The organism is Lactobacillus sp. ESL0259, assembly GCF_003693045.1.
In the GTDB taxonomy this organism is placed as follows: Bacteria; Bacillota; Bacilli; order Lactobacillales; family Lactobacillaceae; genus Lactobacillus; species Lactobacillus melliventris.
Genome location: NZ_REHP01000006.1, coordinates 108,885 through 129,432 on the forward strand (window position 1 = coordinate 108,885; position 20,548 = coordinate 129,432).

The 20,548-nt window shown below is 33.4% G+C and carries 26 protein-coding genes; 6 read left to right on the forward strand and 20 right to left on the reverse strand.

Going from position 1 to position 20,548, the window contains the following annotated elements:
* The first annotated feature begins 5 nt into the window (after window positions 1-5).
* A complete protein-coding gene (fni, locus tag F5ESL0259_RS04325) occupies window positions 6-1,022 on the forward strand; it encodes a type 2 isopentenyl-diphosphate Delta-isomerase (RefSeq protein ID WP_122037595.1) in 1,017 nt (338 codons plus the stop codon).
* Between the two features lie 64 nt (window positions 1,023-1,086).
* On the opposite strand, the gene F5ESL0259_RS04330 is transcribed toward fni, so the two are convergent.
* The 4 genes from F5ESL0259_RS04330 to F5ESL0259_RS04345 are packed head-to-tail and all read right to left on the reverse strand — an operon-like array spanning window position 1,087 to window position 4,979.
* Window positions 1,087-1,872, reverse strand: a complete 786-nt coding sequence (locus tag F5ESL0259_RS04330; RefSeq protein ID WP_122037596.1) for an HAD family hydrolase — start codon at window positions 1,870-1,872, stop codon at window positions 1,087-1,089.
* A gap of 15 nt (window positions 1,873-1,887) precedes the next feature.
* Complete coding sequence (locus F5ESL0259_RS04335) at window positions 1,888-3,273, reverse strand: RsmB/NOP family class I SAM-dependent RNA methyltransferase (protein WP_122037597.1); 1,386 nt, start codon at window positions 3,271-3,273, stop codon at window positions 1,888-1,890.
* A complete protein-coding gene (locus F5ESL0259_RS04340; RefSeq protein WP_122037598.1) occupies window positions 3,266-4,231 on the reverse strand; it encodes a hypothetical protein in 966 nt (321 codons plus the stop codon). Before F5ESL0259_RS04340 ends, F5ESL0259_RS04335 begins: the two co-directional genes overlap by 8 nt.
* A complete protein-coding gene (locus F5ESL0259_RS04345; RefSeq protein ID WP_122037599.1) occupies window positions 4,221-4,979 on the reverse strand; it encodes an SAM-dependent methyltransferase in 759 nt (252 codons plus the stop codon). The genes F5ESL0259_RS04340 and F5ESL0259_RS04345 overlap by 11 nt, the downstream gene beginning before the upstream one ends.
* Window positions 4,980-5,063: 84 nt before the next feature.
* On the opposite strand from F5ESL0259_RS04345, the gene lepB reads away from it, so the two are divergent.
* Window positions 5,064-5,642 carry a signal peptidase I gene (gene lepB, locus F5ESL0259_RS04350; RefSeq protein ID WP_110446101.1) on the forward strand — a complete coding sequence of 193 codons (579 nt, stop codon included), beginning with the start codon at window positions 5,064-5,066 and terminating at the stop codon, window positions 5,640-5,642.
* 62 nt (window positions 5,643-5,704) lie between these two features.
* Window positions 5,705-5,896 carry an LBP_cg2779 family protein gene (locus tag F5ESL0259_RS04355; protein ID WP_046324857.1) on the forward strand — a complete coding sequence of 64 codons (192 nt, stop codon included), beginning with the start codon at window positions 5,705-5,707 and terminating at the stop codon, window positions 5,894-5,896.
* Window positions 5,897-6,162: 266 nt separating this feature from the next.
* Here F5ESL0259_RS04355 and F5ESL0259_RS04360 read toward each other — a convergent pair whose 3' ends face one another.
* The 16 genes from F5ESL0259_RS04360 to F5ESL0259_RS04435 all read right to left on the reverse strand — a co-directional run bounded on the left by F5ESL0259_RS04360 (window position 6,163) and on the right by F5ESL0259_RS04435 (window position 19,106).
* Window positions 6,163-6,999: a hypothetical protein gene (locus F5ESL0259_RS04360; RefSeq protein WP_122037600.1), complete on the reverse strand. Its 837-nt coding sequence runs from the start codon at window positions 6,997-6,999 to the stop codon at window positions 6,163-6,165.
* Window positions 6,999-7,706, reverse strand: a complete 708-nt coding sequence (locus F5ESL0259_RS04365; RefSeq protein WP_122037601.1) for an ATP-binding cassette domain-containing protein — start codon at window positions 7,704-7,706, stop codon at window positions 6,999-7,001. Before F5ESL0259_RS04365 ends, F5ESL0259_RS04360 begins: the two co-directional genes overlap by 1 nt.
* Complete coding sequence (locus F5ESL0259_RS04370) at window positions 7,706-8,071, reverse strand: GntR family transcriptional regulator (protein WP_046324860.1); 366 nt, start codon at window positions 8,069-8,071, stop codon at window positions 7,706-7,708. Before F5ESL0259_RS04370 ends, F5ESL0259_RS04365 begins: the two co-directional genes overlap by 1 nt.
* Window positions 8,072-8,211: 140 nt before the next feature.
* Window positions 8,212-9,051 carry a hypothetical protein gene (locus F5ESL0259_RS04375; protein WP_122037602.1) on the reverse strand — a complete coding sequence of 280 codons (840 nt, stop codon included), beginning with the start codon at window positions 9,049-9,051 and terminating at the stop codon, window positions 8,212-8,214.
* A gap of 76 nt (window positions 9,052-9,127) precedes the next feature.
* A complete protein-coding gene (locus F5ESL0259_RS04380) occupies window positions 9,128-9,955 on the reverse strand; it encodes a hypothetical protein (protein ID WP_122037603.1) in 828 nt (275 codons plus the stop codon).
* Between the two features lie 43 nt (window positions 9,956-9,998).
* The gene (locus F5ESL0259_RS04385; protein ID WP_110446106.1) at window positions 9,999-10,808 is read right to left on the reverse strand and encodes a hypothetical protein; all 810 of its coding nucleotides are present in this window, start codon (window positions 10,806-10,808) and stop codon (window positions 9,999-10,001) included.
* Complete coding sequence (locus F5ESL0259_RS04390) at window positions 10,808-11,512, reverse strand: ATP-binding cassette domain-containing protein (RefSeq protein WP_122037604.1); 705 nt, start codon at window positions 11,510-11,512, stop codon at window positions 10,808-10,810. Before F5ESL0259_RS04390 ends, F5ESL0259_RS04385 begins: the two co-directional genes overlap by 1 nt.
* 10 nt (window positions 11,513-11,522) lie before the next feature.
* Window positions 11,523-11,876 carry a GntR family transcriptional regulator gene (locus F5ESL0259_RS04395; protein ID WP_122037605.1) on the reverse strand — a complete coding sequence of 118 codons (354 nt, stop codon included), beginning with the start codon at window positions 11,874-11,876 and terminating at the stop codon, window positions 11,523-11,525.
* 76 nt (window positions 11,877-11,952) lie between these two features.
* The gene (locus F5ESL0259_RS04400; protein ID WP_122037606.1) at window positions 11,953-12,717 is read right to left on the reverse strand and encodes an ABC transporter permease; all 765 of its coding nucleotides are present in this window, start codon (window positions 12,715-12,717) and stop codon (window positions 11,953-11,955) included.
* Between the two features lie 18 nt (window positions 12,718-12,735).
* The gene (locus tag F5ESL0259_RS04405) at window positions 12,736-13,491 is read right to left on the reverse strand and encodes an ABC transporter permease (protein ID WP_122037607.1); all 756 of its coding nucleotides are present in this window, start codon (window positions 13,489-13,491) and stop codon (window positions 12,736-12,738) included.
* A gap of 5 nt (window positions 13,492-13,496) precedes the next feature.
* On the reverse strand, window positions 13,497-14,360 hold the full coding sequence (locus F5ESL0259_RS04410; RefSeq protein WP_122037718.1) for an ABC transporter ATP-binding protein: 864 nt from the start codon (window positions 14,358-14,360) through the stop codon (window positions 13,497-13,499).
* A 357-nt stretch (window positions 14,361-14,717) separates the two neighbouring features.
* Window positions 14,718-15,959: a peptidase T gene (pepT, locus tag F5ESL0259_RS04415; protein ID WP_122037608.1), complete on the reverse strand. Its 1,242-nt coding sequence runs from the start codon at window positions 15,957-15,959 to the stop codon at window positions 14,718-14,720.
* Window positions 15,960-15,972: 13 nt separating this feature from the next.
* Entirely contained in the window at window positions 15,973-16,770 is a 798-nt protein-coding gene (locus F5ESL0259_RS04420) for a Nif3-like dinuclear metal center hexameric protein (RefSeq protein ID WP_122037609.1), read from the reverse strand.
* Complete coding sequence (locus F5ESL0259_RS04425; protein ID WP_122037610.1) at window positions 16,763-17,446, reverse strand: class I SAM-dependent methyltransferase; 684 nt, start codon at window positions 17,444-17,446, stop codon at window positions 16,763-16,765. The genes F5ESL0259_RS04420 and F5ESL0259_RS04425 overlap by 8 nt, the downstream gene beginning before the upstream one ends.
* Window positions 17,447-17,517: 71 nt before the next feature.
* Window positions 17,518-17,757: an ATP-binding cassette domain-containing protein gene (locus F5ESL0259_RS09040; protein WP_122037611.1), complete on the reverse strand. Its 240-nt coding sequence runs from the start codon at window positions 17,755-17,757 to the stop codon at window positions 17,518-17,520.
* Complete coding sequence (locus tag F5ESL0259_RS04435) at window positions 17,730-19,106, reverse strand: ABC transporter ATP-binding protein (RefSeq protein ID WP_122037612.1); 1,377 nt, start codon at window positions 19,104-19,106, stop codon at window positions 17,730-17,732. The genes F5ESL0259_RS09040 and F5ESL0259_RS04435 overlap by 28 nt, the downstream gene beginning before the upstream one ends.
* A gap of 180 nt (window positions 19,107-19,286) precedes the next feature.
* Between F5ESL0259_RS04435 and F5ESL0259_RS04440 the strand changes: the two genes are divergently transcribed.
* The 3 genes from F5ESL0259_RS04440 (at window position 19,287) to F5ESL0259_RS04450 (ending at window position 20,524) form a co-directional block, all read left to right on the forward strand.
* Window positions 19,287-19,727 carry an 8-oxo-dGTP diphosphatase gene (locus F5ESL0259_RS04440; RefSeq protein WP_122037613.1) on the forward strand — a complete coding sequence of 147 codons (441 nt, stop codon included), beginning with the start codon at window positions 19,287-19,289 and terminating at the stop codon, window positions 19,725-19,727.
* 11 nt (window positions 19,728-19,738) lie between these two features.
* Entirely contained in the window at window positions 19,739-19,948 is a 210-nt protein-coding gene (locus tag F5ESL0259_RS04445; RefSeq protein WP_122037614.1) for a hypothetical protein, read from the forward strand.
* Between the two features lie 204 nt (window positions 19,949-20,152).
* The gene (locus tag F5ESL0259_RS04450) at window positions 20,153-20,524 is read left to right on the forward strand and encodes a hypothetical protein (protein ID WP_122037615.1); all 372 of its coding nucleotides are present in this window, start codon (window positions 20,153-20,155) and stop codon (window positions 20,522-20,524) included.
* The last annotated feature ends 24 nt before the right edge of the window (window positions 20,525-20,548 follow it).

Consider the following 20,548-nt stretch of genomic DNA (forward strand, 5'->3'; position numbering starts at 1 on the left):
AGAACATGTCACTTAGATCTAATCGTAAAGAAGAACATTTGGTTTTAGCACAAAAATTTTATCAAGATAATAAACAAAATAGTTTTGATCAGATGCATTTGGTGCGGCCGGCTTTACCTGAAACTGAAGTAAGTGTCAAAGCCATACAAACCACAATGTTTGGCAAAAAAGTGGCAGCCCCCTTTTTTATTAATGCAATGACCGGTGGTTCTCGTAAATCCTATTTGATTAATAAGAAATTAGGACAAGTTGCCGCTAAAACCAATATTGCTCTGGCACTTGGCTCAGCCAGCATTTTGACGAAAGAGCCTTCTCTTAGTGACAGCTTTTTGATTGCACGCCAGCAAGACCCCACTGGCGTTTTAATTGCAAATGTAAATGCTAAAACTGCGGCCGAACAAGCACAAAAAATAGTTACAGAATTAAAGGCTGACGCTTTACAAGTTCACTTGAACGCAGTGCAAGAAATAGCCATGCCTGAAGGAGACCGTGACTTTTATTGGCTAAATAATTTAAAAAAATTGCGTCAAAAAGTAACCGTGCCAATTATCATTAAAGAAGTCGGCTTTGGTTTAGATGAAAGAACAATTCATTTGTTGAAAAATGAAGGCTTCCAATTTTTTGATGTTGCTGGCAGTGGGGGCACAAATTTTGCCCAGATAGAAAATGCTCGTAATACCAATGATGTTTCTTATCTGAAAGATATCGGCTTACCCACTGTCATTTCAAGCTTAATGGCTGCTAAACAGCAGGTTGATTTTATTGTTTCAGGTGGCGTGCGTAATCCTTTGGACGTTTTTAAGGGATTATGTCTAGGTGGAAAAGCTGTTGGTATATCAAATGTTTTTCTGCAAGCTTTAATCAAACACGATGTTAATTATTTGCAAAATCTTATTTTAGAATGGCAAGAAGAACTTGCTAATCTGCTAGCTATTTATGGTCAAAATGATTTAACAAAGTTAAACGAGATTAAAAAATATTATGATTTACCATTGAAAACAGCCATTGATCAGCTATTATAGGTTCTTATAAAAAAACAAATAACTATTGTCTTACATATGATTAGTTATTTGTTTTTTTGTTTTTTTAATTTAATAGACGCCAAATCTCTTTTTGAACGGCGCTGTCATTGCTTGAGCCGATAATGTGAGTAGCAGCCTTCTTAGCCACGGGAAGTGCTGTTCCTGTGGCATAACTGGTGCCAGCATATTTTAGCATCCCCACGTCATTGCCGCTATCACCAAAAGTTACCATTTCTTTAGGATTAATTTTGAATTTACTACTTAAAAACTGTAAGCCCTTTGCCTTATTCATACCTTTTGTTGACATATCTATCGATGAAGAAGAGCCAGAAACAAAGTCAATTTCAGGATAATTACGTCTTAATTTTTCTAAAAGATGCGGCATTTTATTTTCAGCAACATCAAACGTAACCTTGAAGATTTGATCATCAAGGTGATTAAAACTCTCAACAACTGTCAGTTTTTCATAGTACTTTTTTAGTTCTTTAGCGTACTCAGGTCCATCTTTTTTTAAAATATAAGCGCTGGCAAGACCCGAAACCGTGACTTTTTCATTACTTTCCTGAATTATCTTCATGATTGTTTGCCAGTCCTTTTCAGAAAGACAATCAACGTGAATTACCTGCTTGCCTTGTGCTACTAATGCCCCATTCTCCGCTATGTAGAATAGCTGATTGGCCACTTGTGGAAATCGCGAATATAAATTTTCGAACTGATTTCCGCTGGCAACAACAAACTTAATTCCCTTTTTTTGCATAATCTGAAATTCTTGCAAAAACAATTCCTGATCATACGTTTTCTGATCTGTTAACCAAGTTCCGTCCATATCTGTAGCGATTAGTTTAATCATTCTTTTTTCTTTCTATTAAACTCGTAGTCCCTTAGGATAATAATTCTTAATAATATGATTGCTGATTTTACCAAAACCTAAAATGAAATTTTGGCAACTGACTAAAACAAAGCCTGTTTCGTTAGCTTGCGTTCTTAATGATTCTCCGTGTAAATACTTTAAATAGCTTTCCCTGCTTAGTTCAACTACTCTGTTTTGTTTCTGTTCTGCTAACACCATGGCTAATTGATGTCCGGGTTCAAAACGGTTTTTCTTTAACACACCCAGTTCAACGCCATTTGCTAGTATCTGCAAATGAAGATTCGCACTATCTGATAATGCCGGTATAAAAATGTGATTATTACGTACTCGACTATTTAACCGCCAATTTTTTATTGCTGCTGGTAAATTAAATTTATCTAGTACTTCCGCTATTAATTGAATTTCAGATTTAGTTAGAGCTTCTTTTTGAGGCCTTCTTTTTTTCTTCTTTTTTTGATTTGGCGAGATTTTGGCTTGAACCACCACGTTTGGTGATAATTTTAATTTTGCAGCAAATTGCCCTTCACCTAGGTCAGCCGTAGGCCAAAATCGTACTGTCTTAATGAGATCAGGGTTATTGTCAGCCCATTCAGGGTGTCCATGAGCAATAGCGTGCGTTTTCACGGCTAGTGACATAATAGTCAAATTAAATTTTTGGCTTAGCCACGAAACTATTTGTTCATTTTCCTCTGGAGAATATGTACAGGTAGAATAGACTATTTCTCCTTCTGGCTTTAACATTTTGACTGCCGCATTTAAGATTTCCTTTTGCCGTTTTTGACAAAGCAGGACGTAATTTTGTGACCAGTAATCAATAGCCTGAGGGTTCTTACGAAACATACCTTCACCACTACAGGGCGCATCAACTAAAATTTTATCAAAATAATGAGGAAAACACTGTGCTAATTTTTTTGGCTTTTCGCTTACAATTAAAGAATTTGTTGTGCCCCAACGTTCAAGATTTTCGCGCAATACTTTTGCTCTGGTGTGTGAAATTTCATTTGCAACCAAAAGTCCTTCACCCTTTAGCTGTTCGCTGATTGCAGTGCTTTTACCGCCAGGTGCAGCACATAAATCAAGCACTTTTTGTCCCGGACGCGCTTCAACAAATAATGCTGGAAACATTGCCGTTGGTTCCTGTGAATAAACAGCTCCACTTACCCAGGCTGGATCTTGACCACTGATTTTACCATAATAGGCTTGGGGTATGCCTGAAACTTCTTTTTTTGGATCACAAGAAAGACAGTGGTTTTCTTTTAATGAATTAACGCGAAATGCACTTTTGGGACTATCATTAATTGAATTGAAAAACTGCTGTGCTCTACTTTTTCCTAATAACCTAGTATATTTTTCCTTAAAATCCTCAGGCAGTTTAGGCATTATTTTGATCCTTTCGTGATAAATGCAAGATGCATATGCTGTATATAATAGAAATGATGATCCAGCAGCCTGTAAGAAGCCAGATTAATTGCTGCGGCTTTGATAAAAATGTTCGCCATATCAAGAAGAAGTATGCACTGATAGTTACCAATACTTCAATCAATAAAATTCTGATACCGTGATTTATTAACCAATTACGCAATAAATTGCCCTTTAAGTGAGTTGACTTAACCGTTTTCCAATCTATAAAAGCTAAAACTAAATTGCTAAATGAAGCAATTAACAAGAAGATTATGATAAATGTAATTTCCCTAATGATTGAAAACTGATGTATTTGGTGATTTTTCACAAAAAGCGGTATTTTAGCCTTAACCCCATAATGTTTGGCAATTTGGCGAATTACTTTATTTGAACTATCTATTATAATTTGATAATCACTTAATTTGAATTTTCCAGTTGGCTGTTTGGGACTAGTACTAAGATAATAACTATCCTGCTTCATTTGGCGATAATGTTTTAAAGTACCTACAACTGTATAATATTTCTTATTCAAATACACATATTCGTTCCCTTGCACCTTATAGGTAGGGACTTTCGCATTTAATCCCAGTACAGCAAAAGAAACCCGGCCTTTAAAGTCTTCTTTAGTAAAATATCTGCCAGACTCTGTCGGCAAGTTTAATACATCATGGTTTGACCAGACCAAAGTTTGATTTTTTTTAGATCTGCAAGTCATATGAACTTGAATTTTGTTATGGGGATATTTTTTTTGCAAATAAAGCAAAAAAGATCTAACATTTTGCTTATTTTTTATTTCAATGTAGCGGGTATTATTACTTAGACCATATGCCTCAAGTAGTTGATCCGCTTCTCGTGACTGAACGTTTGACAGCATACTGCCAATTCCTAGAAACGATAAAAATATAATAATAACTAAAATTGTTTTTTTAAATTTCATGTGCTATCTCAAAAATTTGTTCATCAATAAAATCAAAACTTGTAAATGTCTGGTTGATTAGCCTTAGTTCCTTTGAATGAAGAAATGGCTCCTTTTGCCAAAAACTTGCAGAGTTGGTCACACCATTTCTTTCACCTACAAACAATAAATGTGTGGCAGAATTTAATTTTTGCCAAGCGTTAACGGCTTTTTCATCACTGTTGCCAAAGTTAGGCGCCCAGGAGCAAATTATCAAATCGACATCACTAAACTGCTTGACAGCTCTTGCAGCATCATAATTACTAACCGGCACAAATGCTTGGGCTCCAGTATTTGAAGTCCTTGACCAATCTAAATTATCCGTGGCAGTCATTTTGACGCCAACCTGAGACAATGCTTTACTCCAATAGCCGTTACCTGCCATTATTTCCAAACCTTTATTAATTTTTAGCTGATCTTTAATTACTTGGGCTGTTTCTAGATTCGGAATTGACCATAAGCCAAACTTAATTGCTAAAAATTGCCGAGTATTATTTAGCAGCTGATTAATTGTTTTGAAATCATCTAGCTGATCTTTAGAATGAAAATGGTTGCTGCAAATTTCCTCAGCAACATCGGGTAAAAATCCCAGCTTTTTGGGTGCTCTTTTTAAAACCTGCTTTTGCCTTATAGTAGCAACAATATTATTAATTTCCTCTACTTGTTGATGTACAGACTCAATAATAAGTCTGGCATCCAATTGGTTAATTTTACTTAAAAAATCTGTCATTATCAAATACCTATAATGATTTTAACATTCAAACGACCATATTTCAGTTATAATAAAGAGTAACATGAAAAAGGAGAATATTTTATGGCAAAAAAAGTTACAAAAAACCAAGACGAAGAGGAAGAAAGCTTAGGCAAATTTATTCTTGATGTTGTCATAATGATGGCAGTAATTTTGGGAGTTTTCTTTGTTTTATTCCATTTCGTACTTTCTAATGATAGAGTTTCAGGGCCATCGATGCAACCAACGTTTGAAGATAATGATCGTTTAATCGCTGTCCGCCATTTCACTCCCAAGCGCAATGACGTGGTAGTGCTTCTTGCTCCAAAAGCTGCAAATGATACCCCTGGTGCTTATTACATCAAACGCATCATTGGTTTACCGGGTGATAAGCTGGTTTCCAAGAATGATAAGATGTACGTCAATGGTAAGCTCTTACCTGAGCCTTATCTAGAAAATCATTTTAAAAAAGCTAATAATGCTCAAGGACAGACGTATACGACCAATTTTACTTATAAAGTCCCTAAGGGTTATTATTGGGTAATGGGTGATCACCGCGATATATCTAAGGATTCGCATATGTTTGGACCTGTTAAAAGACAGAATCTGATTGGTAAAGTCAAATTCAGGTATTGGCCATTTAATAAAATTCAAGGTTTTTAACTTTAATTTTCTTTGAATTTTAGTATTTTTCCGTTAAAATAAATTGTAAAGGAGAATTTAATATGAATCAGCAGTTAGAGGAATTATCCGATGCAATTATTGACTTTCAAGTCAAACATCATGTTACTGATACGGATTTAGCTTTTGCTAGTCATTTGTCAGTTGAAAAGATTCATGCGATGAAAACTGGTGAAGGTGAATTTACTCCTGAAGAAATCAATCAGCTGTATGATTACCTTGCTGCGAATCATTGAAAAGTTTGTTATAAATATAGCCTGCAGTTCATCTTGGATAATTGCAGGCTTTTATTTTTGGTAAATTTAGAAGAATGCTCATTATAGGACTAGTTGCAAAAATATTCTACTTTTGCAAAGTTTAGTAGCTAAAAGCATTGTTGCTTAGACTATATCGCCTTTTGTCTTTTATCTGGTTTAACATTTTTATTATTTGTCTCATGGCTCTTTTTTGGCTGTTAAAAAGACGCTAAAAAATTTTTTAGCGTCTTTTAGTATGCCTATTTTTATTTACCCTCCCTTGCCTCAAAAAACTTACTGAAAAGAATGGTGTCAAAAAACCAAAACAATATGTTAATTAGAAGCATTAATAATAATGCTATAGCTAAATCATCATTTGTACCTGTGGTTTCTCCCATCATAAACCTAAACGGAAACGAAATTATTTGTAGGCCAATACTGGCTTTGATTGCAAGCCAGGCAACTAAAATAATGACTAAAACGGCAATTATTCGAAAATAAGCTTTGCTGAGCGCTTGCGGTAGATAGTCTAAAAGTGCACGACTAGAGTAATTTAAAAAGCTGATTATGAAGTAACCAAAAAATGCGCAGAGAATAATCATCATAAGTGCACCAAAGAAATTAAACATAATTTCCAGATCAACTTGTTGCAAATGTCTTCCAATATCAGCAAATAATTCGATTAGGGAGCGATGAAACTGACTATCAAAAGTGAAAGTTACAACGCTTAAAATTAATGTGCAGATAATTTCCAATATTACAAAGAAAAGTAAGGCAGCAAATGAACTTAAAATGTTATCAAAGTAGAATTTTTTATCATCAATTGGTATTAAGCGCCAAGTCTGGTTACCACTCACCCTTTCATTTTGAAAACAGGTAGTTAAATAAAAGATTCCAGTGAATAGCCATGCTTGTACAATAAAAATAGCTAGCCATAATGTAAAAAAGTTAGAAAAAATGTGTCTGTTGATATAAACGTGGCCGTTATTAAAATTGAAAAAAGTCATCGCAAATGAGGCAACAGTCTGGATAATTAACAGAAGAGAAATCCATTTAGTTTTTAACCTAAAGAGTACGGTAAAATAACGATTAAAAATTGCCATTATTCCTCCTCCTCTCTCTGGTAAAAGCTTTCATAAAAATCTTCTACTGTCTGGTTATCCGCTCTAATTTCTTCAGTAGACTTTTGCATACAGACAGTTTTATTTTTAATAATTACCACTTCATCTAATACTGCAGCGATTTCATTGACAAAATGATCAGAAATTAAAATAGTAGACTTTTCCTGCTTCCATAAGATGATCGATTTGATAATCTTTTTACGAGCCATAGCATCAATGCCGGAAAAAGGCTCATCCAGAAGATATAAATCGGTTTTTCTGGAAAAAGTTAGAGCAATAACCAACTTCTCTTTCATACCCTTTGATAATTCAGATAAGCGCAGATCAGAAGCTAAATTCATGAATTTTCTTAACTGCTCAAATTGCTTTAGACTAAAATCATTGTATAGAATTTGGTAAAACTTGACGATTTCATTAATTTTAACGGAGTTAGAAAATCCAGTTAAACCGTCAGTAAAAGAAAGATGTTCCTTTCTTTCAGCCTCCTTAGCAAAGCCTGCAACTTTTACCGTGCCATGGTAATTTTTGGCAACTCCGCTGATAATTCTCATTAAAGTGGTTTTACCCGCACCGTTTTCGCCCAAAAGAGCGACAATTTTTCCCGGTTTGAGTGTTAAATTTAAATCAGTAATAATTTTTTTCTGGTTCTTTTTGTAAACCAAATCGGTTATTTCTAAAGGGTTTGCCATTATTCACGCTCCTCTTTAAGATATTCAGATAAAGATATGAGAATTTGTTCGTCAGATACTCCTAAAGAATTCATACTATGTACAAACTTATCTAGTTCCGCATTAATTAGTTCCCTTTTTGTTTTATCAAGTAAAGTAGTATCTTCAGTGACAAAATTACCTTCTCCCCTCTTGGTGTACAAAATACCTTCAAAATTCATCTGTTGTAAAGCACGTTGCACCGTGTTGACATTAACAGTGAGTTGCACTGCCAGTTCACGTACAGAAGGGATTTTTTTACCTGGCTTTAATTTACCGGTAATTATTTGTCGATATAGGTATTGCTTAATTTGTAAGTAAATGGGAATGTTATCTTTAAATTCCACAAGTCCACCATCCTTTGGCCGTAATACACCTATAATACACTATCATAAACTAGATTGATTTTTTCCGCAAACCTTTTAACATTTGTAGTTAAACTACTTTTTGCAAATAGTTGGCAAGTTTATACTTTTTATTAGTAACCCTACTTATGTTCAGTTGCTTCATAAAAATGATTAATTAGGAAAATATTGCTGCCTAATAAAATAAGATCGCTAATTGCGTTTGCCAAAATTGCAAAAGGTAAACTACTAGAAAAATTAAGTCCATAATTAGTCGGATGAATCACTGATAAAAGAACTTGGTAAACAAAGATATTTTGGATTTTAAAGAAAAACCAGATTAATCCGAAGATTATGACTATGTGTAATACTTTCACAACTGCGCCATTAATGTTTGCAGGGACAAAATCTAGTATTGCGCGGCTGGCAAAATTAAAGAAACTGATAACAAAATATAAAAAGAAACAACTTAAAATAGCTAAAACGATCGTACCAAGTATTATCCAGAATACATTAATGTCAAGATTGCGTAGAATGCTTTTTAATAAATCGCGGAAAAAGTATACAACAGGCTTGTCGGTCAGATACGATGAAAACAGTAATATCATTACTGTGACGAATTCGAGTACAATAAAGTAAATAAAAGATACGAACGTGCTTAATACATTAACAAGATAAAATTGCCCATCGCTTATTGCAGCTAAGCGCCAAGTTTGACTGCGATTAAATTTCTCGCTTTGTAACGGCGTAATAAAATAAACAAAAAAAATAACAAAAAAGGCCAAGAAGACAAAATATAATGCCCATTCCGGTAAAATTCCGACATTGTTTTGGGGATTTTTGCGGATATGCCAATTGATTACTTCATAATATGTAAAAAAGGCACATGCAAGAGCTGCAATTACCTGGAAAAAAAGTAATATGTGTAATTTTTTAGTTTTAATTTTAAATAATCGATTAAATAACCTGTTAAATTCTGCCATTTTGAACTCCTTATTTTTTAATTTTGCTCGATGCCAAACTGTCGCTCATATAAAATTGGTATTATGCCTCTATTTTTTACTCTGCTTCAAAGAAATGCTTAAATAAAAAAATATTAATGACGAACACAATTAAATTAACAACTATAACAATTAAATTAAGATAGGGTAAAGTGTTGTTGTAAGCCGGATTTAAGTTTAAAAAATGCAAAAGGCTGCCTAAAAATTGGTCGACAAAAATTTTTGCTACTCTGGTAAAAAGCCAGGCTATTAGGATAACAATAAAAATATGTAATAGTTTGACAATTAATCCACTTGAAGCTACAGGAAGATAATCCATGATGGCTTTACTGGAAAAATTTAAAAAGCTGATCAATAACGAAATGAAAAAGCAACATAAAAGTAAGAGTAACATGATATCAAAAATTAAACGAATTGTATTCAGTTCAAAATTTGGTCTAAATTGCTTAAACATTCTTTCGCATGAATTACGAAAAGCCTTATCCGTAAAAAATGAAACAATTAGTAAGATGCCTGCAACAATAATGTTAAGAAAAATGAAATAGATAAAAGTTATAAACGAACTTAAACTATTAGCAATATAAAATTTTTCATCAGTGATTGCTGTTAAACGCCAAGTTTGACTGCGATTAATCCGCTCATTTTTGACAGCCATATAAATAAAAAAGAAAATGATAAAAAAGACACTCAATAGACAAAAGTACATTAGCCAATCAGGTAAAAGCTCGGAGTAAAGATTTAAAAATTCACCAAACTCACCTGTACCAATCAGCAGCCCAAAAACAGAAAATGCTAAGGCACCAACTAATTGTATAATTAAAAATGAATAAACTTTCTTGGCTTTTTCTACAAAGAATCTGCCAAATAAATTTTTAAAAGAAGTCATGCTTTTCCCTTCTCCTCTGAAAACAATGAAACAGTATTAGGTTTTACTTCTCTCCTGCTTCAAAAAAGTGATTGATTAAGAAGACGTTAATGCCAAGTATTATTAAATCAATAATAAACATCATTAATACCACTGATTCCAATCCCGCAAGACCTGTAGATCTTAGTAAAAGTATATTGATAATATAGTTTGCAAAGACACTATAGAGCCTAACTAGTAATCCTACCAAGACGATAATTATAAATATGCGCACAAAAGAAATTAGAATATGACTTGATGCATGTGGTAAAAAGTCTAAGATTGCTTGACTGGAAAAGTTAAGAAAACTAACCAAAAAGTAAAGAAAAAGACAAGTAAGAATTAGCAGTAACATAATGCCAATAAAATCAAAAATTGCAGTACTGTTTAAATCAACTTCAATCTGTAAATTTTTGCCAAATTTAGAATTAGTAAATATTGATAAAAATAAAAAACAAATTGCAATTAACACGTCTAAGAGCACAAAATAAACCAATGAAACAAATGAACTTAAGATATTGGCAACATAAAACTTGCCATCACTGATTGGTGCTAAACGCCAGGTTTGATTTCTATTTAACCGTTCATTTTCAACTACAGTTAAAATGAACAAAATCGGTCCGAACAAGAAAGTTAATGATGCAAACAGTGCCATCCATCCTGGTAAAAACTCGAGATTATTGTTCGAATTAAAGTGAAATCTGCCAGAATAAAAACTAAAATAAGTAAAGAATGCTGAAGCTAGAGAACTAATGAATTGCAGAATAACTAAAAGATAAACATTTTTGGCTTTTTTCTGCAGTAACTTTTCAAACAAATGATTGAAAACGTTCATTATTCCTCCTCCGCATCGTATAAACCTTCATAATAATCTTCAACACTTTTATGAAGCTCGCGGATCTCTTCAGTAGATTTGTGCGTGTAAATGGTTTTGTCTTTAATAATGACGATTTCATCAAGCATACTGGCTATTTCGTTGACAAAATGATCTGAAACAAGAATCGTTGAATTTTCCGGTTTCCATAAAATGATCGAATTAATTATTTTTTTGCGCGCCATGGCATCAATCCCCGAAAAGGGCTCATCTAATAAATAAAGGTCAACTTTGCGCGAAAATGCCAGGGCAATGATTAACTTTTCTTTCATTCCTTTGGACATTTCAGATAAGCGCATCTCTGAATCTAATTTCATAAACTGACGCAACTGTTCAAATTGATTTTGATCAAAATCTTGATAGATGACCTTATAAAATTTAACAATTTCTTTGATTTTCGTTGAATTAGCAAAACCAGATAATCCATCAGTAAATGACAGATGTGCCTTTCTTTCTGCAACATTGCTCTCACCTGAAATAGTAACTGTCCCGTGATAGTTTTTGGCCATGCCACTGATGATGCGCATTAAAGTTGTCTTCCCAGCACCATTCTCACCTAGAAGGGCTACAATTTTTCCTGGTTGTAAATTTAAATTGATGTTATCCAAAATTGTTTTTAAATTTTTCTTGTAAGTTAAATCTCTTATTTCCAATAGATTTTCCATTTTTTACTCCCTACTTTAAGTGTTTAGTTAAAATTAAATTAAGCTGTCGCGCTGAAACTCCTAAGGCCTTCATATTATGCACAAATTTACTTTGTTCAGATCTGATAATGTCTCTTTTAATTTTTTCCAGTAATTTTTTATCATTAGTCACAAAATTACCCTCTCCTCTTTTAGTAATTAAAAGCCCCGACGTAGTCATATGTTTGAGCGCTTTTTGTATGGTGTTCACGTTGACCGTTAGATGGGTTGCTAAACTACGGACAGATGGAATTTTTTGACTGGGTTTAAGTTTTCCGGTAATTATTTGGCGACATAAATTTTCTTGGATTTGAACATATATCGGCCTATCATCTTTAAACTTCATATTTTCCCTCTAACTGTATTACATTTATAATACACTATAATATTACAATAAACTTAAAAGTTATGCAATTACTTACTTAAAATCTTTTTCTGCGAAAGATTAAATAGCCGGTAATCACAAAAATAAGAATATAGACTAGACTACCCATAAAAAGCTCTTGGTTATTCAGGTGGGTAGTTAAAACATACATGCCATAATTACCATATTGCCGGGTTAAGTCCACCATATTAAAAGGGTTCCATTTCATAATGCTTATAAGCTTGCCCCCGTTCATTAAGTCGGAAGAAATGTTTTGACCCATGAATGTAACTAGAAGGCTTGCTGTAATTACAATTGCACTACTATTAATTAGACACGAAAGTAAAAAAACAGTGGCAATAATTAACATTGTAGTAACTAAATCTATTAGAGAAGCAGTTATCATGTTTAGCCATACTGGCTGATGATATAGATATGACGCTGACCAGTTAACTTGGTAATTAAATATGGTATAGCGCAAAAAAATTGTATAAAAAAGAGCTAGCAGATGCAGAAAAATATCGTATAAAAACAAAACAATATACTTTGATAAGTAAACATATATTTTATTAGAAGACTTATATAAAAGTGTCAAAATCGTATTGTTTTGAAATTCCATTGAAAAACAGGTGGCACCTACTATCACTAGGATAAACATGATGAAATCAGATGAATCAAAAGTTAATGTTAAAATTAGCTTTTTACTTTCATCTGCTAAAGCGAAACCGGTAACAAGCATTAGAAAAAATAATATGATAGCTGCAATCCAGCTAATTTTGCGGTGCACTAATTTATATAATTCTTGCTTAATACTATAAATCATTTTATTGATCTCCTCTCTTTATACTTGTCGATGTTTGAATAGATAATATCCTAGAACCATAAAAGCTATGCCGTAAATGATATTGGCTATAATTAGTTCAAGACTTGATAAGTGCGATTTTAAGCTAAGACTTGGATTTGATAATTGCTGAGAAATAAAAGTCATATTTAAAAAGTTCCATTTAATAGTACTTATAAAATGGGGAAAGGTTTGCATTAATCCTTTGGAAAAGCTGGCACCAAAAAATGCTAGTACAATTCCAAAACAAACTACTACGGCATTATTTTTAACCAGCATAATGAGCATAAAAGATAAGCCAATGCTAAAAAAGGAATAAATCAATGCTCCTGCCAGGTTAGTTAACAAACCATTTAAAAGAGTATGCCCATTATGAACGGCTAACCAATCATATCTGCCAGTATTAAAGATCACGCTTAACATCAAGGTAAGTAGAAATGCAATCACTGTTAGGAGAAAACTATAGACTAATACAACCAAAAACTTGGAAAAGTAAATTTGAAACTTGCTTGAAGTCTTATACTCCAGCATGATAATCGTGTTATTCTTGTATTCCATTGAAAAAATTGCAGATGCTACGGTAATAACTATTAAAGGAATCCACTCAATTGCACCAAATCCGTAGCTAAGGGATTGGCTTGTAATAGGATTAGTAAAAAAGTTGTAAATCATTGTTACAATGAGAATAATCAGACCATACAGAGCAATGTTTTCATGCTTTAATTTATAGATTTCCTGTTTAAAGCTTATAAGCATTCTGTCTATCCCCTTTTCTTTTCCAAGACATCAACTACAATTCGTTCAAGGTTGGCTTCAAGCGGCAAAATTTCTTTTAAATGAACACCTTCGTTAAAAAGCAGATCTTCTATTTTGTATATATCCTTTTGGCTTACTATCAAATAGTTTTCTTTTGCTTTAAACGTGATCTGGTAAGCAGCAAAAATCTTTTTTGCAAGTTTATTATTTTCAGTAGTCAAATGGTATTTTTGGTGACTAATTTTTTCAAATTCTTTGACCTCTTTATTCAATATAATTTGTCCCCCAGAGATTAAGACAACTCTCGTCATTACTTTTTGTAATTCACTTAAAATATGACTTGAGATTAAAAAAGCTGTTCCTTGATCAGAAAATCTTTTGATTAATTTTCTTATTCGAATCGTTGATTCAATATCCAATCCGTTCATTGGTTCATCAAGAATTACAATTTGAGGTTGATTTAGTAAGGCGATTGCTATTCCTAATTTTTGCTTCATACCAAGAGAATATCCTTTTGCCTTATCATTAATATACGAATCCATTTGTAATTCAGAAATCAAATGTGCCATATCTTTTTGGTCATGAGCATAAAGAGTTAAATTTTGTTTACCAGTAAGAAATGGGTAAATTGCAGGATGTTCAATTAACGCACCTGCCTTGTTTAAAGCATGATGATCATTTTCAGAAACTTCTTGCCCATTAACTTCAACTTTTCCTTTGAATTTCATTAAGCCCAAGATGGTTTTCATAATGGTGGTTTTCCCAGCACCATTTGGTCCAATTAAGCCTATTATTTCACCAGGTTTAATCTTAAAAGTAGCATTTTTGACTAACACTGTTTTGCCAACATAAGTACTAACATTATCCATTTGTAGTACAATAATACTTTTCACTCTTAATCATCCTTACTAAAAAATTATTATACTAGTGAGCTACATATGTAATACACTAGTATAATAAAATAAATTTTATTTTTTTGCAAATTTATTTTTAATCAAAAGTCTTAGAATAATTTAAATGTTCCACATCTTGCTTGTTAATATTACAAGAAATAAAAAAGGCACCTAAAACCATTTTTGATAATGTTTTTAGGTGCTCGTTAGCATATTTTTAATAACTGTGCATAATTTTGCTAACCTTTTATAAGCTTAATTTCCTTTATCAGAACAAGCTTTTAATTTTTAATTTTTTTATAAACAGTCTTAAAAAGGCCCGTTTTTGTTTCACTACTTATTAGCGGCAGCATTCATTTGTACCATTTTTATCATGACATCTACAGCTTTTGCCATGGATTCCAGTACTGTGTACTCGAAGCGTCCGTGCATGTTTTCTTGACCAGAAAACAGATCCGGACAAGGTAAACCTCTATATGTCAGAAGTGAACCATCTGTCCCTCCCCTTACGGGGTCTTCATTGATGGTTAAACCTTCAGCTTGATATGCTTTTCTCGCTAAATTAACAATTTCCATGTGATCTTTAAGAATATCAGCCATATTGTAATATTGATCTCTCATGTTAAGCTTAATTCTTTCTGTGCCGAAATCCTTATTCATTTGATTGACAATAGCTCTCACTTTATTTTTACGATCTTCAAGACCATCTCTTTCAAAGTCACGCACGATGTATTCCATTTGTGCGTTGTCTACTGTACCAGTAAAGTTGGTCAGATGATAAAAGCCTTCTCTTCCAGCCGTCTTTTCAGGAACTTCGTTTTGCGGAAGTTGATTTTGGAAGTTAATGCCAACTTGGATAGCATTAATCATTTGATCTTTTGCAACAGATGGGTGCACATTTACTCCTTGAATATCAAGCGTGAAAGTAGCAGCAGAAAAAGTGCCCCAATCTAACTTTCCAGGAGCTCCGCCATCAACCGTGAAAGCAAAATCTGCACCAAATTCATCAATATCAAAATATTGGGCCCCCATGCCAATTTCTTCGTCCGGAGTAAAACCAAGGCGAATCTTACCATGTTTAATTTCAGGGTGGTTTAACAGATATTCTGCTAATGTAACTAATTCCGCTACCCCGCATTTATCATCCCCACCTAATAAGGTGTCACCTGAAGCCGTAATAATAGTTTGGCCAGCATATTTTCTTAAGTTCGGAAATTCTGCAGGATCTAAATAGAATTCGGAATCTCCAAGGCGAATTTTTGATTTGCCATCATAATTTTCATGAACTTGCGGTTTGACATTTTCCGCATTAAAGTCTGCGGTATCGCAGTGCGCTAGAAGTCCCATTACAGGTACATCATAATCTACATTAGCTGGAATTTCGGCAATAACACACCCTGATTTTTGATTATAATGCACATCTTTGAGGCCAAGCTCTTCGAGATCAGGTAAAATAACATGTTTTTGAAAATCTTCTTGACGCTTAGTTGAAGGAAACCTGTCTGAATGCTCATCAGAGCGTGAATTAACTTTTACATATTTTAAAAATCTTGGTAATAAATTTGGATACTCCATCTTATCTCCTTAATTAAAATAAATCTTGAAATGGGTTAGTTGATACTTCAGATTGGGTAATTTCGACATTCCAAGAATGTTTTTTATTCCATTCAAGCAACTTTTGATAAATTTTTTCTTTAAAAATCTTTTCAGTGTAGTGACCCGGATCAACTACCGTCAGACCGGCAGAAATCATATCGTGGCCCGTATGGTAATAAACATCTCCTGTAATAAAAGCATCAATATTCTCTTCTACTGCTTGATGCCAATATTTGCCGCCATCACCGCAGATAAAACAAACTGAAGAAATAGTCTGCTGATTATCAGCAGTAATTAATCTTACCATTTTTACCTGCATCTTGTCTTTGACGTAATAAGCAAATTCTTCAGCAGATAGTGGTTGAAGCAATCTCCCCTTGCGTCCTATGGCAATTCCATCATCGTCTGGACAAAACGGTTCAACATCTTTCAAACCTAACTCTTCAGCTTGCCAATCACTTGAGCCATCTTCAGCCTTGTCTGAATTGGTATGAATAGAATAGACCGTAATGCCATGAGCAATTATTTTACCGTACATAGCATATTGGGGATTGGCAAAATCCAAGTTTGCAGCGGGGCGAAACATCAAGGGATGATGACTGATAATCAAGTCAACACCATTTTGCACTGCCTCGTCCACCACTTGTGGTCTGACATCTAAGGTGGTCATTATTTTAGTGACATTTTGCTCAAGTGAGCCTATTTGGATGCCAATTGGATCACCTTGGCTAGCTATTTCTTCTGGAAAGTGTTGCCTTAAAACGGCAACTATATCCTCTACTTTAGTCATTTATTTCTTCCTCAATCATTTTTATTTCATACTCAATTTGCTTAATATGTGCCCCATCTTTTTCCTGGGCCTTATTTAAATTAGTTAGCAGCCTTTGATGGTAAGCTAATTGATCACGCCATTTTTGATAAAAAACTTGATTTTTTTCTTTTAGAATTTCAGGTCCAAAAAATATTTGCCGATCAGTTAAACTGATAGTATTTTCCAGCTCTTGTGCCTTAATCAGTTCATATATATGCCCGGCTTCAGTGATAATTTTTTCGTTGATAATTTGATACTTATGTGCTGAAAGCCATTCACGCACACCCGGCTCCCCCACATTAGGCTCCAAAATTAATGTAGCAAAATGAAAATTTCTTGACCAAGCTTCGTTTAAAATATTGGTCATTAACTTGCCACCCATACCGGCAATTACCACTGTATCAATTCTGTCTTTGGCGCTAATTGTTTCAAGTCCAGATCCTAAACGAGTTTCAATTTTGTTTTTTAAGCCAGCAGCAATGATATCTTTTTCAGCATTTTCTAAAGGCCCAGCTGCTACATCACTGGCAATAGCATAATCCACTTTACCCTCTTTTACTAATTGGATCGGTAAATAAGCGTGATCTGTTCCAATGTCTGCTACACGGGCTCCTTGATCAACCATTTGTGCTAAAGTACGTAATCGTAAATTCATCCTCATCCTACTTTCTTTATAATAGAATTTTAGCATAATGCTTTTTATAAGATAAAAATAAAATAATAAATTTAGCTACTCTTATTATTAGTTTCTAAAGCAATCTGGCGGTTAAACATGCTTACCTCGTCTTTAGCTATGTGATGAGCAACTTCAATCACTGTTCCGGGAAATTCTTTTAAGAAAGCGGCGTGGATTTTTTGAGACAATTTTGTGTCCAATGAGGAAGTAGCTTCGTCTGCTAACAAAATTTGTCTTTGCTTAAGCAACGCGCGGGCAATTTCTATGCGCTGATTTTGCCCTCCTGACAAATTTTTACCTCCAAGACCAACTTGATACTGATACCCTTTTTTCTGACCAGTTCTTCTAGACCAGCTTTAGAAACCGCCTTATTCAGTTCTTGTTGGGTAACCTTTTGCCCTAAAGTAATATTGTATTCAATCGTATCATTTAATATAAACGGTTGTTGATTGATTAAAGCAAAGAGTTCATGGTCTTTATTCCAATTGCCATTAGCTTTTTCTTCATTTATTAGATAGGTGCCTGAATCCAGCTTATATTTTCCTAGCAAGACTTTGAGCAAGGTTGATTTTCCCCAACCCGAAGGAGCTTGTAATAAAATTTTTTCGCCCTGTTTGATTACCAAATTTACTTTTTTAAAAATATTTTGGTTATCAAAATGGATTGTGGCATTAGTTAAACTCAAATTATTGAAAACTGGAATTGAACTATTATCGCTTGTTTGTTTTGGTTTTTTATACTTTTGTATTTTTATAAATTTAGTCCAAATGGGAGTAGTTGTTTTAATATCATTAATGCACATAAAAATATTAACTATCGGATTCACAAAATTATTCGATAGCTGCACAATCATCATAAAAGTACTCAAGGTAATATTTCTTATAGTTATCAAATAAACTCCAACACTAAATGGAATAATCATGCCAAAACAATATGCGGCAAAAGAGGTTAATTCGTTTGCAATGCCCTTGGATAAATTCGTTGATTGTAAGGCGTCCTCCATTTCGCGAGCTCTTTTTATTAAGCGCTGAGCAATAGAATTCTCTGAATTATATAAAGAAAAAATGGTTGAGCCGTTAATTGTTTCCATAACAGTAGTGGTATAATTACTATTTGCTTTTTCCCATTTTTTAGAATTAGCAGAAATTTTTTTACCGGCAAAATTTTGCACTAACGCTGGAACTATTGCTGCAATAAAAAAGATCAGGGAGATAAACCAAGATGCAATCACTGCAGTGATAATAGCAGTCAAAAATTTTAGGATGTAATTAACAATTTTTAATTCGGCTACAACTTTGCTGGTCTCAATTTGTTTAAGGTCGTTAGTCATAAATGACGTATCAAGATTAGCTTGATCATTAATATCAATGATCTGATCGGTTGCTATCTCTTTAATTTTGATGTTAATATCATGGATCAAATTTAAAAAGGAATATTGAAATAGTATTCCAATTATGCTAAAAAGACTTAATCCGCTAATAGCGAATATAGTTAATCCGGGCAAGTTTCCCGTAGGCTTTTCAGCAAAGGAAATGAATACTTTTAAAAGATAAGCTAAAAATACTGATTGAAATGAATCAAGAATTGAAATAAATAGAAAAAGAAAAAGTTTCCATTTCTTCGCATATTTGAGAGCCATGTTATCCTCCTAAAACTTAAAATAGTATTACAAGTATAATGGAACAAATTAATAAAAGCCACAAAATTTCTGGTCTAATTTAAATTTGCTGGCAAAAAAGTGAGAAAAATTTTCTTTTTCTTTCTAAATTGCTATTTTATAATTGATAATAAGATTTAAAAGAAAGAGATTTTTTACTTAATGGATAGAACTGAACCAGTTACTTTAACGAATATGTGTATGATTAAAAGCAAGAATAAAATATTAGTGTTGAATCGTAATGACCCCTCTTGGCCAGGGCTTACTTTTCCAGGAGGCCATGTTGAAGATCATGAATCTTTTCATGACTCAGTGGTGCGAGAAGTTAAGGAAGAAACAAATTTAGATATCAAAAACCCTCGCCTATGTGGCATTAAGCAATTTTATGATGAAAATGATCACCGCTATCTTGTTCTTTTTTATATAGCGACTGAATTCATTGGCACAGTCAAAGCCTCAAGAGAAGGCAAATTGACGTGGATGACTAAAGAAGAACTTTTCCAACATAAATTAGCATATAATTTTGACCGCGACTTGCTGGTATACTTTAACGAAGATATTGATGAGCATATCTTGGACGGTAAACGGGATGAATTATTTTAAGGAGTAGCGAAATGCTTTCTGAACCAGCAATTAAGTGTTGGCATTTAGGACAAATAATAGTCCAAGAAATTCTGATTATTATGGTACCTGGATTATTTTTATCTATTAAGCCCCTGACTAAAAGCAGAATTATGGCCCTAATAATTTTGCTAACTTTGTTTATTATGGTTCTTCTGCAACTAACCCTTCTACGCGAAAACATCTTTAAGCAAATAGTCTAATTTAATCATTATTTTCAAGCCGTTAAAGTCCTAATATATTTTTTGGTACTTCACAAAATCGGAGCAGGTTTTAACAAAGTTTTTAATACTTAAGAACTTTATCTATTTGTTAATCCCACTTTCTTTGTATGAACTGGTTATGCTAGTTCCTATGGCAGAACTAACAAGGGAGTAAAATAAATCATAATTTGAGCAAATTATAACTTGTTATTGTTTGAAAAGCTGCTTGTTTCTATCCCGGAGATTTTTACAGTTTTTAATCATTCATGGTTGCAAATTATAAATTCGTTTGCGACAGGTATTGTTTTTGCTGCAGTTTATTTATATGCAGGTTCTTTTTTGGTTAATTTGGGCTATCGTGCAGTTTATGATATACTAGCCTTCCTAGCTACTGGCTCAACAGTTATAACAGTACCCCATATCTTTGACTGGGAATATCTCTTTATTACCACTTTGATCTATTTGGCTTTTGCCTTTTTCTTATTATCAAGTAAGCGAAAAAGTGTTATCGCATATAATTTGCAGCAAAGGGGACTAGAAAATAAGTACGGTGCCAGCGAATTAACTTTTAGCTAATAAAAAAGACAAGATTTTTCAAAT

What these genes read in the sequence shown, in the direction of transcription:
- fni (WP_122037595.1), top strand. Translation starts at nt 6, where the DNA reads ATGTCACTTAGATCTAATCGTAAAGAAGAACATTTGGTTTTAGCACAA.
- F5ESL0259_RS04330 (WP_122037596.1), bottom strand. Translation starts at nt 1,872, where the DNA reads ATGATTAAACTAATCGCTACAGATATGGACGGAACTTGGTTAACAGAT.
- F5ESL0259_RS04335 (WP_122037597.1), bottom strand. Translation starts at nt 3,273, where the DNA reads ATGCCTAAACTGCCTGAGGATTTTAAGGAAAAATATACTAGGTTATTA.
- F5ESL0259_RS04340 (WP_122037598.1), bottom strand. Translation starts at nt 4,231, where the DNA reads ATGAAATTTAAAAAAACAATTTTAGTTATTATTATATTTTTATCGTTT.
- F5ESL0259_RS04345 (WP_122037599.1), bottom strand. Translation starts at nt 4,979, where the DNA reads ATGACAGATTTTTTAAGTAAAATTAACCAATTGGATGCCAGACTTATT.
- lepB (WP_110446101.1), top strand. Translation starts at nt 5,064, where the DNA reads ATGGCAAAAAAAGTTACAAAAAACCAAGACGAAGAGGAAGAAAGCTTA.
- F5ESL0259_RS04355 (WP_046324857.1), top strand. Translation starts at nt 5,705, where the DNA reads ATGAATCAGCAGTTAGAGGAATTATCCGATGCAATTATTGACTTTCAA.
- F5ESL0259_RS04360 (WP_122037600.1), bottom strand. Translation starts at nt 6,999, where the DNA reads ATGGCAATTTTTAATCGTTATTTTACCGTACTCTTTAGGTTAAAAACT.
- F5ESL0259_RS04365 (WP_122037601.1), bottom strand. Translation starts at nt 7,706, where the DNA reads ATGGCAAACCCTTTAGAAATAACCGATTTGGTTTACAAAAAGAACCAG.
- F5ESL0259_RS04375 (WP_122037602.1), bottom strand. Translation starts at nt 9,051, where the DNA reads ATGGCAGAATTTAACAGGTTATTTAATCGATTATTTAAAATTAAAACT.
- F5ESL0259_RS04380 (WP_122037603.1), bottom strand. Translation starts at nt 9,955, where the DNA reads ATGACTTCTTTTAAAAATTTATTTGGCAGATTCTTTGTAGAAAAAGCC.
- F5ESL0259_RS04385 (WP_110446106.1), bottom strand. Translation starts at nt 10,808, where the DNA reads ATGAACGTTTTCAATCATTTGTTTGAAAAGTTACTGCAGAAAAAAGCC.
- F5ESL0259_RS04390 (WP_122037604.1), bottom strand. Translation starts at nt 11,512, where the DNA reads ATGGAAAATCTATTGGAAATAAGAGATTTAACTTACAAGAAAAATTTA.
- F5ESL0259_RS04395 (WP_122037605.1), bottom strand. Translation starts at nt 11,876, where the DNA reads ATGAAGTTTAAAGATGATAGGCCGATATATGTTCAAATCCAAGAAAAT.
- F5ESL0259_RS04400 (WP_122037606.1), bottom strand. Translation starts at nt 12,717, where the DNA reads ATGATTTATAGTATTAAGCAAGAATTATATAAATTAGTGCACCGCAAA.
- F5ESL0259_RS04405 (WP_122037607.1), bottom strand. Translation starts at nt 13,491, where the DNA reads ATGCTTATAAGCTTTAAACAGGAAATCTATAAATTAAAGCATGAAAAC.
- F5ESL0259_RS04410 (WP_122037718.1), bottom strand. Translation starts at nt 14,360, where the DNA reads ATGGATAATGTTAGTACTTATGTTGGCAAAACAGTGTTAGTCAAAAAT.
- pepT (WP_122037608.1), bottom strand. Translation starts at nt 15,959, where the DNA reads ATGGAGTATCCAAATTTATTACCAAGATTTTTAAAATATGTAAAAGTT.
- F5ESL0259_RS04420 (WP_122037609.1), bottom strand. Translation starts at nt 16,770, where the DNA reads ATGACTAAAGTAGAGGATATAGTTGCCGTTTTAAGGCAACACTTTCCA.
- F5ESL0259_RS04425 (WP_122037610.1), bottom strand. Translation starts at nt 17,446, where the DNA reads ATGAATTTACGATTACGTACTTTAGCACAAATGGTTGATCAAGGAGCC.
- F5ESL0259_RS04435 (WP_122037612.1), bottom strand. Translation starts at nt 19,106, where the DNA reads ATGGCTCTCAAATATGCGAAGAAATGGAAACTTTTTCTTTTTCTATTT.
- F5ESL0259_RS04440 (WP_122037613.1), top strand. Translation starts at nt 19,287, where the DNA reads ATGGATAGAACTGAACCAGTTACTTTAACGAATATGTGTATGATTAAA.
- F5ESL0259_RS04445 (WP_122037614.1), top strand. Translation starts at nt 19,739, where the DNA reads ATGCTTTCTGAACCAGCAATTAAGTGTTGGCATTTAGGACAAATAATA.